7 protein-coding genes are annotated in these 15,705 nt (G+C 57.8%); 6 read left to right on the top strand and 1 reads right to left on the bottom strand.

Going from position 1 to position 15,705, the window contains the following annotated elements; all coding sequences use genetic code 11:
- Positions 1–45 precede the first annotated feature (45 nt).
- Both IDH45_RS11160 and IDH45_RS11155 read left to right on the top strand, forming a co-directional pair.
- A complete protein-coding gene (locus IDH45_RS11160; protein ID WP_190927623.1) occupies positions 46–1,233 on the top strand; it encodes a VWA domain-containing protein in 1,188 nt (395 codons plus the stop codon).
- A gap of 1,102 nt (positions 1,234–2,335) precedes the next feature.
- Positions 2,336–5,041 carry a P-loop NTPase fold protein gene (locus tag IDH45_RS11155; RefSeq protein WP_190927551.1) on the top strand — a complete coding sequence of 902 codons (2,706 nt, stop codon included), beginning with the start codon at positions 2,336–2,338 and terminating at the stop codon, positions 5,039–5,041.
- 153 nt (positions 5,042–5,194) lie between these two features.
- Here the strand turns inward: IDH45_RS11155 and IDH45_RS11150 are convergent, their stop codons facing one another.
- On the bottom strand, positions 5,195–7,594 hold the full coding sequence (locus IDH45_RS11150) for a helix-turn-helix domain-containing protein (protein WP_190927550.1): 2,400 nt from the start codon (positions 7,592–7,594) through the stop codon (positions 5,195–5,197).
- Between the two features lie 299 nt (positions 7,595–7,893).
- Here IDH45_RS11150 and IDH45_RS11145 point away from each other — a divergent pair, with 299 nt between their 5' ends.
- From IDH45_RS11145 to IDH45_RS11130, 4 genes are all read left to right on the top strand, one after another.
- Positions 7,894–9,888, top strand: a complete 1,995-nt coding sequence (locus tag IDH45_RS11145) for an extracellular solute-binding protein (RefSeq protein ID WP_190927548.1) — start codon at positions 7,894–7,896, stop codon at positions 9,886–9,888.
- 19 nt (positions 9,889–9,907) lie between these two features.
- Entirely contained in the window at positions 9,908–11,251 is a 1,344-nt protein-coding gene (locus IDH45_RS11140; protein ID WP_190927547.1) for an ABC transporter substrate-binding protein, read from the top strand.
- 163 nt (positions 11,252–11,414) lie between these two features.
- Positions 11,415–13,481: a beta-galactosidase trimerization domain-containing protein gene (locus IDH45_RS11135; RefSeq protein WP_190927546.1), complete on the top strand. Its 2,067-nt coding sequence runs from the start codon at positions 11,415–11,417 to the stop codon at positions 13,479–13,481.
- A 70-nt stretch (positions 13,482–13,551) separates the two neighbouring features.
- Positions 13,552–15,282, top strand: a complete 1,731-nt coding sequence (locus IDH45_RS11130) for a glycosyl hydrolase family 28-related protein (protein WP_190927544.1) — start codon at positions 13,552–13,554, stop codon at positions 15,280–15,282.
- Positions 15,283–15,705: the final 423 nt, after the last annotated feature.

Genomic DNA, 15,705 nt, shown 5'->3' with positions numbered 1-15,705 from the left:
CTTGTACCGGATAACGGCTCCTCCTCGAAGACAGGCGAGCCCGAACTGGAGCATTTGCGGCGCTGGCGGCTTATTTTGGGACGCGATTCCGAAGAGAAGCTTAGCGGCTTTGCACAGGGCGCGGGGCTGCTCGACGAGGAAGCCGGCATGATGGACGAGGCGCTGGCGGCGATCTACGACGATACGGCCGGAGACGGTTCGGGCGGCGGCCCGCCCAGGCGAAGGTCCGCCGGACTGGGCTCCTCCTCGCCCAGACTCGCCAAATGGCTCGGCGACATCCGTACCTTTTTCCCGTCGGACGTCGTGTCGGTCATCCAGTCGGACGCGATTGAGCGCAAAGGGCTGAAGGAGCTGCTGTTCGAGCCGGAGACGTTATCCCAGGTGAAGCCGGACTTGCGCATGGTTGCGACGCTGATGTCGCTGCGGGGCAGAATTCCGGAGAAGACGAAGGATACGGCGCGGCAGCTTGTCCGGACGGTTGTCGAGGAGATCAAGAAGCGGCTCGAAAGCGAGCTGCGCAGCGCTGTGACAGGCGCTCTGAACCGCCGCAGGCATTCGCCGCTTCCGTCGATCAGCAGCATGGACTGGAAGGCGACGATCCGGCGCAACCTGAAGCATTACGATACGGAGAGCCGCAGGCTCATTCCGGAAAAGTTTTATTTCTTCGACCGGGCCAGACGGAGCAAGGAGTGGACGGTCATTCTCGATATCGACCAGAGCGGCTCGATGGCCGACTCGGTCATCTATGCCTCGGTCATCGGCTCGATCTTCGCCAGCCTTCCGTCGCTCGACACGCGAGTCGTGGCGTTCGATACGGAGGTTGTCGACCTGAGCGAGCAGTGCGCGCACGACCCGGTCGATATGCTGTTCGGCATCCAGCTCGGTGGCGGGACCGATATTAACAAATCGGTCGAATATTGCGAGCAGTTCGTCACGGAGCCGAAGAAGACGCTGTTCATCGTCATCTCCGACCTGTACGAGGGAGGCAATCAGGCGGCGCTGCTGCGGCGCATGGAATCGCTGCGGCAGGCGGGCGTAACCGTCTTGTGCCTGCTGGCCCTGTCCGACAACGGCAACCCTTCGTATGACGAGAACGTGGCGCGCAAGCTGGCCGGCTTCGGCATCCCTTGCTTCGGCTGCACGCCCGACCGGCTCCCCGAGCTGATCGAGGGGGCGCTGAAGGGCAAGGACCTGCATGCGCTGGCCGCCGACGTCGGCGCGAAGGGCAAGTGAGCGGGTACGGGGCGATCGGGGGCTGAAGCCGGGAGTTGGGAGGCAGGAGCGGCCAGCCAAACAGGCCGGGCGGCGGGAACTGGTTTGGGGCGGGCTCGCCTGCCGGCGCATGGCGCACGTGGCCTTGACTGCCTCGCCGATGGGAGCGAGCCCGCGCTCGCTTGCTGGGCAAGCGGTCCGGCGGTAGCTGGGCATGGCGGTATGCTCGCCGCCGTCACGAGGCGCAGGTGCCGCGGTCGAGTCCGCCAAAGGGGAGCGAACCCGCGCCTGCCAGCTGGGCAAGTAGCCCGGCTGTAACTGGTCCGGCGATATGCTCGCCTTCCGACGCTAGGCGCGGATAGCCGTGGCACGTCGCCCGGGAGAGCACGCTTGCTCGCTTAGCAAACGGTTAAGCGAGTCATGGCGAGCCTAGCCGCCCGCTGAATTAGCCGGATTTCCCCTCCGTGGCAACGTAAGCTGCTCAATAAGAGCGGTTTACGACCGTTATTTTCGAAGAAATCCGGTGATTTGCGTAAATAGGAGATGTTTGGAGCTCTTATTTTAGCGAATCACCGGATTTTTGCTATATGTGCTAAGAATAACGGTCCCAAACATCTCTTATTTGGTCCGAACTGCCGAACTATGAGAATATAAGAGTAGCAAAAGACTGCTATTTTGTTTAAACCCGCCAGGCAGTCCGAGTGATCGGGAACCTATTAGCCGTTTCCTGCAACTGGCCGGTGTGATGTCGGTTCAAGATCAGCCGAGAACGCATTTCAACTGGATCGAAAGACCCGGTCTATAGGAGGAATGGACTGGAATGTGTCGAAATAAGGGTTTTGGTATGTAGTCGAAACTGGAGTTGTGCCCGGTGCTCTTTCAGTACGATGCACAACTCTTCAAAGCCGGAGGTGCGGTCTGCCCAAGTCAGGGATGGCGGCATGAGCATCATGGGCTTGGATGGGCCGTGCACTAAGCGGCGCACGGTTGTCCTGATACCGTTACCGCTCCGTACCGCGGTGCGGGAGGGAGTCGATGCCGTCGAGGACACTACATAGTCCAATGAACGTCCGGCCTAATATCGGCCCGTCTGGAACGAACCTTTGAATAGCAGGTGATTGGAATGAAGGAATGGATGAAACGGATCAAACTATACGCAGCCCGGTTAGGTCTGGCCGGGGCAGTGGGGGCAGCCACCTACACCGGGATACTCGGTTTGCGGGTTCAGGCTCCCGCGTTTATGACCAAACCGCTGACCGGTTACGAGCTGCAGCTCGCGATTGCCGTTTACGGGTTTGTTCTCGCCGCCCTTGTATGGGTGTATGTTCGCAAGCCGAAACGGGGCTGGTGGAAAACGAATCCGATTCATTCCGAAAGACAGCTCGTCTATCTCGGAGCGGCGTCCGGAGTGCTTGCGGACTATGCCTGGAACGATATCAACCGGAGCTTTACCGGCACAATCCAATCCAATCTGTACGATGTGACTCATTTGCTGAGTCTTATAGGCGTGGGCTGGATTGTTATCCGTTTCTTGATGTTTCTGGCGTTTGCCATAGGCGCGTTGGTTGTGGAGCGCAAGGGAGGCTTGTCCGGGACCGCGGCCGGCCATGCCGAGCCGTCGTTCAGTCTAAGACCGTCGCTAGGGGTGGACGGACAGGACGAGCTGAACCGCAAGGAGTTCTCGGAGCATATCGCAGAAGCGATCTACAGCCGCATGAGCCGCAGCGCGGGCAGTGCGCTGACCGTCGGATTATATGGGCCGTGGGGTTCCGGCAAAACCTCCGTGTTCGATATGATGGAGGCTCATTTGGCGAAGAAGACACTCCGTCCTCCGGTTATCATCCGCTTCCAGCCGTGGTATTCCGGCAAAGACCAGCTTAACATTATTCCGGAATTTTTGAATCTGCTCATCGGAAAGCTGAAGGAACAAAGCCCGGTCGCGGAGGCAGGCCTGATCGGACCGCTGAAGCGGTATGCCAAATATGTAACCCCAATCAGTCTGAGACCTCCCGGGATGATCGTCAATCTGAAAGATTTCGCGATCCATCCGGAGTTCAGCAAAGAGTACAACGACGCCGAGGAGCTGCGGCAGCAGATTGTGGAGAAGCTGGCGCATATGAAGGTGCTGATCGTCATTTTTATCGATGATCTGGACAGGCTCGACAACAAAGAAATCCAAATGGTCTTTAAGCTCGTCAGGCTGATCGGGGATTTTCCCAATACGACCTACGTAATTGCGATGGATGAGGAGATCGTAACCAATTCGCTGGCACAGATGTACTCGAAAGACTACAAGGAAGACGTCGGCAAAAAATATTTGGAGAAATTTATCCACATCCCCGTCTACCTGCCGACCGCCGATCCGGTTAGGCTTTCCAAGCTGGGCTGGAAATCCATCGAGCCGATTCTCGCCTACAATGAGGTCAAGATAGCGCCGGACGAAGTAAAAGCGCTGCTGCATCAGGCAGGCTGCTCGCCCCGCAATCTGCAGCGTTTGACCAACATGCTGCAAATTTATTTGCCGCTGTTGAAACGGGACGTGCACGGGATGGACCTGCTGCGGCTGCTGATCATTAAAGTCAATGTACCCGGCCTGTTCGACTACGTGCTCAAGCATTCCGGCTATTTCCTCGGTACCGTAAGCGATGATCAGGAACGGGGGAAGATCGCCGGGGAGCTGAGGGAGCAGTACGCCCGATACGTTCCTTTAGTCGAGCAAATGTACCCGCCCGGTATGAGCGATGAGGAAAGGGCTCTCGGAGATCTGCACAAGCGGATCTGCTCGCCGGAGCACTTCTGGACCTACTTCATGTATTCCCTTCCCGAAGGGAAACTGTCTCAATTGCAGTTGAATTCATTCTACAAGGTGGTCAAAGCGGATAAGCTCGCCGACAAAGCTTACGACAATTTGGTCAGAGCAAGCTCCATTACCGAATTGAACCAGAAGCTGTCCTGGAACATAGCGGCCATGTCGACCGAAACGAACCTGGATACGTTGAAAGTGTTGACGGCCCGTTTCTCGCGGATGTACGGAACCGAGGAGACCGTAGACGACCCGACCCATTCGACACGCTCGCTGATCATGGACCTGCTCCGCAGCCTGCTTCAAGGGGAGGGGGCGAATAATGCCTATAAAATACTGCTCGCCGCCAATGCGAATTGGGTGCTTGCTTCCACTGCGTACTATCATTGGATCGGTGCCGCGTCGCTGGAGGAACGGCTGAGGGATTATTTCCGGGACCAGTTTACTTACGAAGCGTTAAATCGCTACGAGCGGCGCGACGTTCAGCTCATCTTCGATGCATGGATGAAGTCGGCTCAGGAAGATACGCTGCGTCCGGTGCTGTCCTCTTGGGCGAATCGGTATGGCCTTGGGAAAACGGCACAATTTCTGATGGACGACCAGCTCGAGGACGATGAGTCGACGTTATCGAAATATGTCCGGCTGATCGCCTATATCCCTGCGGAGCTTTTAGAGCGGGACGTTCAACAGTCTGGGCGGCTGGATACGTTTGCCGCAGCGAAAAAGGCGGTCAACAGGGGAGCGGACCCGCTGATGGCGGTTCTCCGCTACGCGCACTGCAGAACTTATGAATATGCGCACGAGGTGCTCAGTGAAGCGGTATCGCAAAAATGGTTTCTCCGGGAAGATATCCGGCGCCCGGTGCAGGATCTGTGTGCTTACGGATTCTCGCCTCGTCTTGGTGACTTGCGACAGCTGGCTGAGCGATACCAAACCGAGCAGGCGGAGCAGGCGGTGTACAAAGAACGCGGAGGGGATACGGATATGGCGTCTACGCTGAATATACGCAAAATCTATACGCCGTAAGCCAATGGCCACAGCTCAAACCTCCGTCATTTACGCTCGAGTGAACAAGGCGGATACCCGGCCTAACCCCCGATCCTGATTCTAAGCGTCTTCGTGACCTTAACTTAGGGCTATCCGTGCGATCTTCAAACGGCACTCCCGTCCTTTCCCCGGCTACCCCTCCGCCGCCATACGCCGTTCCCGCCGGTATTCGAGCGGCGTAAGTCCGGTCAGCTTGCGGAACATGCGGGTGAAGGAGTTCGCGTTTTGGTAGCCGACCAGCGAGGCGACCTCGTTAATTTTGCAGTCGGTTGCCTCGAGCATCTCTTTCGCTTTATTGACACGAACGTCGTTCAGCAGGTCGGTGAACGTGACACCGCTGCGGCTTTTGATGTAGTTGCACATATACCCGGCGGAGATGTTCAGCTTGCCGGCGACGGTCTCCTGCTGAATATCTTCCCCATAATGGGATTCGACGTAACGACGGATGAAGTCGAGGATCGGGTCGGTCTCGGACAATTTGCCCTCGATCAGCGCTGCGGCCCGGCGGGTCCACGTATCCAGAAAATCGGCATATTCTTCGGCGGTTGCCAAATCTCTGGCTAACTCGTATATGGGAGTTTCCCCGTGCCATTCCACCGGATCGATTCTCTGCGCGGTAAGCGCCATCAGCAGCTTGGAGACGATCTCCTGCGCGAACTGCCGGTATTGCCACGCGGTGGCGTCGGCTTTGCCCACACGATGCAACATTCTCCGGACAAGCTCCACGGCGGCGGACGCATGACCCGACTGAAGCGAAGCGGCGAACTCGCGCTCCTCGGCGGGACTGAAATGAAGGTCGTCCCGCACCGGATGTTTCTCCCGTACAATCTGCGTGAGCGGTTCCAACCGCCGCTGGCGCAGCAGCTCCATCCCGTCCTCGTAAGCGGCGGTGAATTCGCTTGCGCTTCGCAAGGACGGATTAAAGGCGACCGTTAAATAATAAAAGCCGCCATCCCGGTCGAACACCTGCTTCATACGGGCAAGCTGGTCCATCAGCTCGACGCATAAGCCGAAACCGTCTGCGCCGTCCCCCCTGTCGCGCTTGCTGCCGGCCACTTCGGTCTCCCGACCCGAATTCTCCTCATACACGTCCGGCGTCGATTCGCCGTCGCTGCCCGCCGTCTCCGCGAACACGATCGCAAACAGCAGATCTTTCTCGCTCTGGGCGGTAATCGCCCCGGGGAACCGCTGCTGCATGCTCAGATTAATAAACTCCACAATATACCCCGTCAACTGCTGATCGCCGATGCCGAGCTCGCGGAAACGCCGGGTCCGTTCGATTTGAAACAGGATGAAATAAAACGGCTTGGACGTATCGACCAGCGAGCGGACATCCTTGTGGTTGACATTTATTCGCTTGACGAGATCCAAATAGCCATATTTCTCAAGCATTTTCGTCTTCTGGTGCAAATCGTCGCGAATCCGGTTCCCGGAAGCGATCAGATCCTGAAGGCGGTCGCCGATCAGCTTGAATTCGGAGATCGTACTGCGCAGCTGGATGTCCGGGCTGCTTCGCTGCAGCGAATGGACGAGCTTCTGGATCGGCTGCTTGAACTTAAAGCTTAAAATGACGGAGAGAAGAAAGCTCACCAGAACGGACAGGACAAGCAGCACGAGCCATACGGCATTCAACCGATGCAACTGGGCGGTAATCTGTTCGTTAGGGACGAAATTGACGTACGACAGGCCGGTAGCTTGCCCATGGATTTGGAATATATAGTTGCCGCTTTCGGTAAAATAACCGCCGTCCGTCCCCGTACCCGTTCCCGTTTGCGGAAGAGAGGTTGCATTGGCAGCGTTTACAACGGAGGCCCGGTCGGAACTGTAAAGCAACCGGCCGTCAGGGCCGGAGATTTGGAACACGTCGCTGCCTGACAGCGAATAGCTTCGAGACAGCGCCTCCGCATCCAGCAGCACGCCGATGTAGAAGGTTTGGTTGATCTTATGTTTAAAGATGATGGGGAAATACAAGCCCGTCTGCTCATGCGAGCCGTCCAACTGCTCCTTATCGAAGCGGACGGCAGGAAAGATGCGGCTCCGGTACGGCTCGCGGAAAGGCTCCGACCAGAAAGCTTCGCCGTAATCGGAATGCATGTATTGACGCATATAGAAGTCCTTCGCCGGCACAAGACCGGTCTTGTCGATCAGCAAGTCCTTGTCCTGAAACGCAATGAACACATTATGCACATACAGATTGTTGGAGGCGGAGGAAAGCTTGGCGAATTCTTCGCGCAACGCGTTTACTGCATTAAAATACCCGTACTTGTCGGCTTCGCCGGTAATGGCCGCGAACCTGGAGCTGTTCAGAAAGGGGGCGACGGCCTCCTCCAGCTTGCGGAAATGGTCCTCGTATTTGGCTACGGAATAGTTCATCCGCAGGTCCGTGTTTTTAACGATCTCCGAACGGATGCTGCCGATGAAGATGTTGGAAGCGAACATATGGAACAGAAACGGAACCGACCCGACGATCAGGAAGGCGAGCAGCAGTTTGGTAAAAAAAGAATGGCGGTGTGCTTTCCAGCCGGATGCCATGACCGATCCCCCTATCCGAAGCTTTGTATGCAGATGCAGCGAGTTTAATCCCGGGTAAAGTGCTCTCATTCAAACCGTTATTCTTATTATATAAAACATTATATATAATTTGAATATCAATTATGGTACGATCTTCTCAAATTCATTATTTATTCCCCGATTCACTTTTGTTCGTCTTTTCCCAAACCGGGTGCGAAATGTGGAAACTTGCGGCTTCCGAATCCGGCCGGCATCGGCTAATCTACAGGTGCCGGCAAACGGGTTTCGGGAGGGGATGGGCACAGAAGAGGAGACAGCAGATGATGCGGAAAAACAGACACGGCTCTTATGTCAGCAGAACGGCTGACAACCCAGGTACTGGTGTAAACAACAGCCGCACAGCTACAAGCACACTCGGCCCAACAACCGGCCAGACGCTTAGCAGCAACGCTGAAAATGTGGTCAGCTGTGCGGGCGGCCTGACGGCCATCCATACGGCTGACAACATGACCAATAATATCGTCCCGGACTCACACGAGAAACGGATGACGGTAAAAACCTCCGCCGCCCGCACCAAGTCGTGCTTATTCCGACACGGGCGTGCCGTACCCAAGCCGTATATCCGGCTTGTATCGCGCCTGCTGCTGCTGGCGTTCCTGGTAAGCGCCTGCGAGCCGGTTCCGGAGCGGAACGTGATGCCGTCGGCAGCCGGTAGTGCCGGCGACGGCCATGCTCCTGCGGCTTTACCGGCGACGGAAGCGGTATGGAGCGGCGACAGCCATGATAACATGAAGTACGACCCTCCGATTACGCTGCGAACGATCCGGGTCAACGAGCCGGGGGTGCGGTTTGCGCCGGGTGATTCCTACAATAACAATCCGTGGACGCGCGCCTATGAGCAGCGGCTCGGCATCCGGGTCGAGACGCTCTGGTCCGACGACAGCAGCCAGTATAACCGGAAGCTGGATCTGATGATTGCCTCCGGGGATATCCCCGATCTGTTCCGGGTGAACGCCGCCCAGCTGCAGCAGTTGGCCGAGAACGGGCTGATTGCGGATTTAACGGATGTGTACGCCGCTCATGTGTCCGAACGGACCCGTAAGCTGCTGGACGACCGGGGTCCGGATGCGCTCCGGCTGGGTACGATCGGCGGGAGGCTGATGGCCATTCCGTGGACGAGCACGCTTTCCGAAGCCGCGCAGGTGCTTCACGTCAGGACGGATTGGCTGAGAAAGCTGAATTTGCCGGAACCGGGATCGATCGCCGATGTGATGGATATTAGTGCGGCCTTTACGTCCCGTGATCCGGACGGCAATGGCATTCACGATACGTACGGGCTGGCGATGGACCGGAATTTCAACCTGGCGGCCGGTTTTTTCAATGGCTTCCATGCGTACCGGAATTTATGGATCAAGGCGGGCGAGGGGCTGGCCTACGGGACGGTGCAGCCGGAGATGAAGCGGGCGCTCGCCGGTTTGCGGGAGCTATACGCATCCGGACAGATCGACCCGGACTTCGGCGTCAAGGATGAGCTGAACGTATTCGAATCCGTCGTGGACGGGAAGATCGGGATGTTTTACGCCTCTCCGTTCGCCGGTTCGTATCCGCTGCATCAGGCCAAGAAACGGGACCCGGCTATGGAATGGAAGGCGTACCCGCTGCCATCGATCGACGATACGAAAGCGCGCCCGCAGGTTCCTTTGGATGTAAGCGGTTACTGGGTCGTCAGCAAGGAAGTGAAGCGTCCGGAGGCGATATTGCGGCTGCTCGATTTCTGGATCGAGACTTATTACGAGAACAACTCCGAGCAAGCGTATTACGAATTCAATCAATCCAGAGAGAACAATCCGGTATGGAAAACGGCTCTGGTTTCCCTGACCAAGCAGTACAAAAATGTGGACGAAAGCCTCCGGATTATCGAGGCGATGGAGACGAACGACCGCTCCAAGCTTACTCCCGAAGATAAAGGAGTGCTGCAGCGCATCGAATCGTACCGAAGAAACGGCGAGACCGACGGCTGGATGTGGGACTATATGTTCAGCAAAGGCGGGTCGTTGTCGGTGGCCGAGTATTATCGCAAGCAAGATTTGTATAAGCGCGAGCGGCTCGTGTCGCTCCCCCTGCCGGTCACCCAGCGAAGAAGCGAAGCGCTCGGCAAGCTGCAGTCGGAGACATTTATGAAAATCGTACTGGGGCTGCAGCCGGTCGAGACGTTCGAATGGTTCGTCGAGCAGTGGGAGGGGATCGGCGGCCGGGAGATGACGGACGAGGTGAACGAATGGTACCGGGAGCGCGGCAACCCATCAACCGAGTAACGTCAAGGGGGATATACGAATGGCTCAGAAGAAGCTGGCTTTGATCAGTATGGTGGCGGCGATTGCCGTGGTGGCCGGATGCGGCGGGACAGGCGGCGGCAGCGGTACGGGCGGTGGCACTGCGGAAGGGAACGCGGACAAAGAGGCGGCAGGACAACCCGCGCCTAAGCCCGCACAGCCGATCGAGCTCGTCATCCACTCCAATTCCGGAGATAACGAAGACATGTTTAACGGGCAGTACGGCAACGCGCTCCGCAAAAAATTTCCCGACTACACGATCAAATATATTCCGCACAGTCAAGGAAAAACGCTGAACGAGCTGCTGGCTCAGAAGCAGCAAATCGATATTATGTACCAGTCGATCGCCTATTACCCGCAGTTGTCGGAAACGGTCGGTCTCCAATACGATATGAGCGAGCTGGTCAAAAAACACGGAGTCAATCTGGGGGCGTTCCAGCAAACGCTGATCGACGGCATCCGCAGCTCCGGAGGAGGGAAGCTGCACGCGCTGCCGGTCACCAATACGGTGCAGGTGTTGTATTACAACAAGGGGCTGTTCGACAAGTTCGGGGTGTCTTATCCGAAGGACGGGATGTTCTGGGACGAGACGCTGGAACTGGCCAAGAAGCTGACGCGCAAAGAGGATAAGCAGTACGTCGGATTCGCCGCTTCGGCTCCGCATTTGCTGGGCAACAACCAGCTCTCGCAGCCTTATCTGGACGCCGCGGACAAAGCGACGTTCCAGACCGACGTCTGGAAAAAGATGATCTCGGCTTATTTCCTGGACCCCGGAGCCGATCAAGGCTACAAAGACCGTGTGACGGCGCTGAAAGCCGTCCCGTACCGACTGGAGCTGACGAACAGCCAGGAACTAGCGATGTTTGCCTTCCATTCGCAATTTCCGTTTGCGGTGCCGAAGGACATGGAAAAAATCGATTGGGATCTCGTCTCGCTTCCGACCTTTCGGGATAAGCCCGGCGTGGGGTCGCAGATGGCGCCGTTCGTGTTCGGCATCACGTCGATTTCCCCGAATAAAGACGCGGCGATGGAGGTCATCAAATATTTGGTGTCTGCGGAACAGCAGATGAACTTCTCCAAGCAGGGCATTATGCCGGTAATCGAGGACGAGAACATCAAGAAAGCGTATGCCTCGGAATCCGCCTTTAAGGATAAAAACTGGAAGGCGATTTTCCACAACAAGCCGGCCCCGATCGCCGCCAAATCGAAGTACCAGCTGTCCGTGGAAGGGCTGCTCACGAAGCGGATTCCCGATATCGTCAAAGGGACGGTCGATCTGAACACGGCGCTGCGCGAAGCGGCGGAAGAAGCGGATAAGGCGGTCGCGGAGGCGAAGCGAAACTAATCCCGCCGACTACCGAGGGAAGTCCCGGCGCGGGCCGGGACGATCCCGGTCGGCCGTGCGTAACCAAGCCGCGGCAAGCGTCCGAATAACGGGTGTGCCGCAGCAACGTTCCGATCCATCAGGACGAATGAACGAATCCGAAAGAAACAGGAGCTGACGAATAATGAGCTTGTATCGCACAACACTTCGAAGAGGGCTGCTTGATTTCCATATCGGGGAGGCCGTGCCGGAGATCGCCTTCGACGTTCCGCGTTATATGCGGGAGATGGCCGAGGCCGGGATGCAGACGCTGACGTTCATGACCAAGGACGCGTTCGGAACTTCCTACTACGACACCCGAATCGGCAAAAAAAACGCGAAGCTGGCGGGCAAAGATCTGCTGGAGGAAGCGGTGACGGAGGCGCACCGGAACGGCATCCGTCTGATCGCTTATTACAATGTCGGACTGAACAGCTACGTCGCGGGCGCCAATCCCGACTACCGGCAGCGGGATAAGGACGGCGCGCCGGTCACGAACGCATTCGGCTTCTACGATCTGCTCTGCCTGAATTCCCCGTACCGGGATTACGTGGCCGCACAGCTGTCGGAGATTGCCGAGCGGTATACGGTGGACGGCTTTTTCTTCGATATTACATACGTCTGGCCGTCTTCCTGCCACTGCGACTACTGCCGCAAATGGTATGTGGAGAAGTATGGGCAAACGCCGCCCGTCTCGCCGCCTCCGGGCTCGGCCGACCTGCGTAGATGGCAGCAGTTCCAGCGGGATATTCGCGCCGACTTTTTGCGGTTTATAACTGGCAGGCTGAAGAAGCTGAATCCGGATCTGGAGATCGGCTGGAATCATGCCGGGGACCTGGCGTTTGCGCATATGGAGCCGGATGAGCGGGCGGATTATTTAACCTCCGAATTTCATCCGCCGATTTATTTGTACGGCAGCCTGCTAGCCAAGTGGAAGCGGACGAAAGGCAAGCCTTTCGAGCTGATGATGCCAAGCGAGATGGGGAGCTGGGGGGAGTGGACGCTCGCCCCGGCGGCGACGCTGAGGGCGGCAGCGGCGATTACGGTATCGGGCGGCGGCTCGATCAGCTTCGGCCACGTGCCGCTTCCGTCGGGCGCGCTCAAGGGGGCGCTTCCTTCGCCGGTTGTAGAGGCGATCAAGGAGGCGAACGATTTTATCCGCGAGCGGGAGGAGTGGCTGATTGGAGCGTCCAGCGTCCCTGACGTAGCGGTGCTGCACGGTGTTCACAACCGGCGCATGTTCGAAGCCACGTCGCTGCCGAATCACGCGGACGACGCGCTGAACGGGATCAACCGGATGCTGATCGAAGGGAACGTCCACTTCGATGTGTTGTCGGAGCGCGATCTGGTGAAGCAGCTCGGCGGATATGCCGTCCTCGCGATGCCGGACCAGGCGTATGTGTCCCCGGAGGTCGAGGAGGCGGTTCGCGAGTTCGTCCGCGGCGGGGGCCTATTGATCGCTACGCACCGGACGTCTCTTTACACCGAAGAAGGGGTGCGTAAAGCGAACTTCGGGCTGTCGGACGTGTTTGGCGTGGACTTCGACGATACGTCGAGGTACAGCGTTAATTATATGGCCGATTTCGATAAGGGCGTGTTCGCCAGCGTTCCGGATATGCCGGTGCTCGTGAAAGGGACGAATACGCCGGTGCTGCGGGTGCGGCCGTCTGCGGAGGCAAGGGTGCTGTCTGTGTATATGGAGCCCGCCATGGAGACGAAGACGCATCGGCACGTGTATCATCAGCATGCCCATCCGGCGATCCGGACGGACGATCCGGCGATTACGCTGTATCCTTACGGCAAAGGCGCATGCCTGTATCTGTCTGCTCCGCTCGAGGCGTCGTATTGGAAGACGGGCTCTCCATGGCTGCGCCGGATCTACATGGACGGCTACAAGCTGCTTCGTCCGAAGCCGCTGATCGAGGTCGACGCGCCGATCGGGGTGGAGGTTAATCTGATGCGCCAGGCTTCGCGGTGGATCGTGCATCTCGTACAGGTGCGCGAGGAAAAGGCGGCGGGCTCGAAAACGTTTATGGAGGAAATATGGCCGCTTCACAACATTAAGGTGCGCATCTGGGCCAAGCCAGCGCGGCTTTATTTGGCGCCTCAGCTGGAGCCGCTTCCTTTCGACGAAGAGGGGGACGGCATCGTATTTACGATACCGGTGCTGGAGCTGCACGCGATGGCTGTGCTGGAGGATGTGCAAGGGTAGGGAGCGAACGGCAGCGCCGGTAATGACGGGAGAAGCGCCCAGGGAGATTCATAATCCGGGAGGGAACTATATGGATCGTTTAAATAGGGAAGAGCCAGGCGCGCCGGCAAGCCCGAAGCGCCCGTTAAGCCGCAGAAAGCTGCTCACCGCGATGGGGATGGCCGGTGTGGCGCTGGCCGCAGCCGGAATTCCGGGCGAACCATCCGCCGAAGCAAAAGGCAAAAAAAGCGACGAAGATTGCGTCATCGCCGTTCCTTCCGTGACAGACCTGCTCGCCCTGGACACGAGCTCGCTGCCCGACGGCCAGATTGTCCGGGTATTGTCCGTTTTTGCGACGCATCCCGGCGGGGCTTCCGCCCTTTCCTTGCCGGCGGACGTGAACGGCGGCGGGGAGTTTGTGTGGAAGGCGTCCGAGCCCAAGTCGGGCCATAACGGCGGAGTCGTCATCAGCCCTACCGTTCCGTGGAACGGGACGGTGGCTAATCTGCCCGCTTTCCTGGCGGGAACGGGCGAGACGAGCCCGACCGGGCTGGGCTGCTGGCTAAGGGCGTCCGGAGGACCGGTCAACCCGACCTGGTTCGGGGCCATTATGGATGGCTCGACCGATAACGGCGTACTGCTGACCCAGGCGATCGCCTATGCGGTTGCCAGCGGTCGGCGGTCGATCGTACTGCCGAAGGGCGTTTGCGCCACATCGGCCAGCCCGAACTGGGGCTACTCGTACTTGTCGGTCAGAGGAGCGGGCAAGCATGACACGGTTCTGAAGTATACCGGATCGGGGAGGGCCTTTGTCGCAGACGGCAGCCCGTTCGGTCCGTCGGTCATCTACGGGATAACGGTCGAGAACTTGACGATCGAAGGCAACCCGGCAATCACCGATTTATTGTTTACGGAGAACGCTTCGCATCTGGTCGTCCGGAACGTGAACCTGCGCGAGGCGAATTCGGCGACGGGCACGGCGCTGAAGCTGAATTGGACGGTGGCCAGCGTGTTCGAGAGCGTCACCTGCTCGGTGAACGAGCAGCCGATGACGAGCAAGCCGTACACAGGCATTCATATCAGCAAATCGCCGTCGCGCAACCTGCGCTCGACCTGCAATACGTTCATCAACCCGATTATCGAAGGGTTGACCGGGATCGGCATCCGCATCGCGGACGGGGACCAGAATACGTTTGTCGGCGGCACCTCGGAAGCGATCGGCATCCACGGCGTAGTCGTCGCGCCGGGCTGCAGATTTAATTCGTTTACCGGGCTCGGCTTCGAGGGCAACGGAACCGATGACTTGATGGATCAGGGCGAATTTACGAAGCTGATCAATTGTTATTCGGCGAAAAAGCTGCACTTTGCCGTCGGCTCGCTGAATGCCGAGGTGAGCGGGGGGCTGCATGAGCGGATTCAGACCGATGCGGGGGCCCGCCGTACCCGGATTGAGAAATTAACCGTCAACTACTGGAATACGTCGGCGGGCGGGGTGTTCGACAACGGGGCGGACTCGACGATCCGCGATATTTTCGACCACGATACGAGCCAGTTTATAACGGTTCCCAAGCCGAGAACCGGCATAACGGTCGGGGCGTCGCCGTTTACGTATGCGAATAGCGCAGGCCATCTGCAGCAAGTGGCTGTACGAGGCGGGACGGTGACGCTGGTGCAGTTCAAGCGCGGGGGCGACCAGACGGTTGTGGGCGGCGGGACGTCCGGACTTCCGGTCAACAACTTGTACGCCCTGATGCCGGGTGACGAGCTGATCGTCTCGTATTCCGCGGCACCGGAGATGTTTGCGATTCCGCTGGGCGTTTGAATGGCGCTGCTGGTTGGCGGGGTTACGGCAGTTCGGACCTGCTTGTAGGTGCGGGCTGCTGTTTTTTGTCGAGGAAATAGGGGCCCCATACAATTGCGGGTAAGGGTAAGTTTCGCCCGAATTCTGCGAAGCGGCCCCCGCTTGTAACATCCCTGCGTACACTCCATAGGGTAGCGGAAGAAAAACTTCCGTTATTTCCGCGATGTACGTAACTTTCACGCTGTAGCGGAAGTATGACTTCCGTTATTTCGACTTAGTAAGGGGATATAGGCGATTTTCCCGAAAATAGCGGAACAAATTGTTCCGTTACATGTTTATTTCCTGCTGCCTGAAACAAATAGCGGAAGTTTTATTTCCGGTAGAACTTCACAGGCAACAGCTGAATCGGATTTTTGCCGCATTTATCCAAATGACAAACAGTGC

Origin of the sequence: Paenibacillus oceani (assembly GCF_014705615.1) — a bacterium.
In the GTDB taxonomy this organism is placed as follows: domain Bacteria; phylum Bacillota; class Bacilli; order Paenibacillales; family NBRC-103111; genus Paenibacillus_AB; species Paenibacillus_AB oceani.
The sequence above is the reverse complement of the archived record's forward strand: the minus strand, read 5'-3'. Positions and strand labels throughout refer to the sequence as shown.

Coding starts and splice junctions, on each gene's coding strand:
- IDH45_RS11155 (WP_190927551.1), top strand. CDS start 2,336: ATGAAGGAATGGATGAAACGGATCAAACTATACGCAGCCCGGTTAGGT.
- IDH45_RS11145 (WP_190927548.1), top strand. CDS start 7,894: ATGATGCGGAAAAACAGACACGGCTCTTATGTCAGCAGAACGGCTGAC.
- IDH45_RS11140 (WP_190927547.1), top strand. CDS start 9,908: ATGGCTCAGAAGAAGCTGGCTTTGATCAGTATGGTGGCGGCGATTGCC.
- IDH45_RS11135 (WP_190927546.1), top strand. CDS start 11,415: ATGAGCTTGTATCGCACAACACTTCGAAGAGGGCTGCTTGATTTCCAT.
- IDH45_RS11130 (WP_190927544.1), top strand. CDS start 13,552: ATGGATCGTTTAAATAGGGAAGAGCCAGGCGCGCCGGCAAGCCCGAAG.
- IDH45_RS11150 (WP_190927550.1), bottom strand. CDS start 7,594: ATGGCATCCGGCTGGAAAGCACACCGCCATTCTTTTTTTACCAAACTG.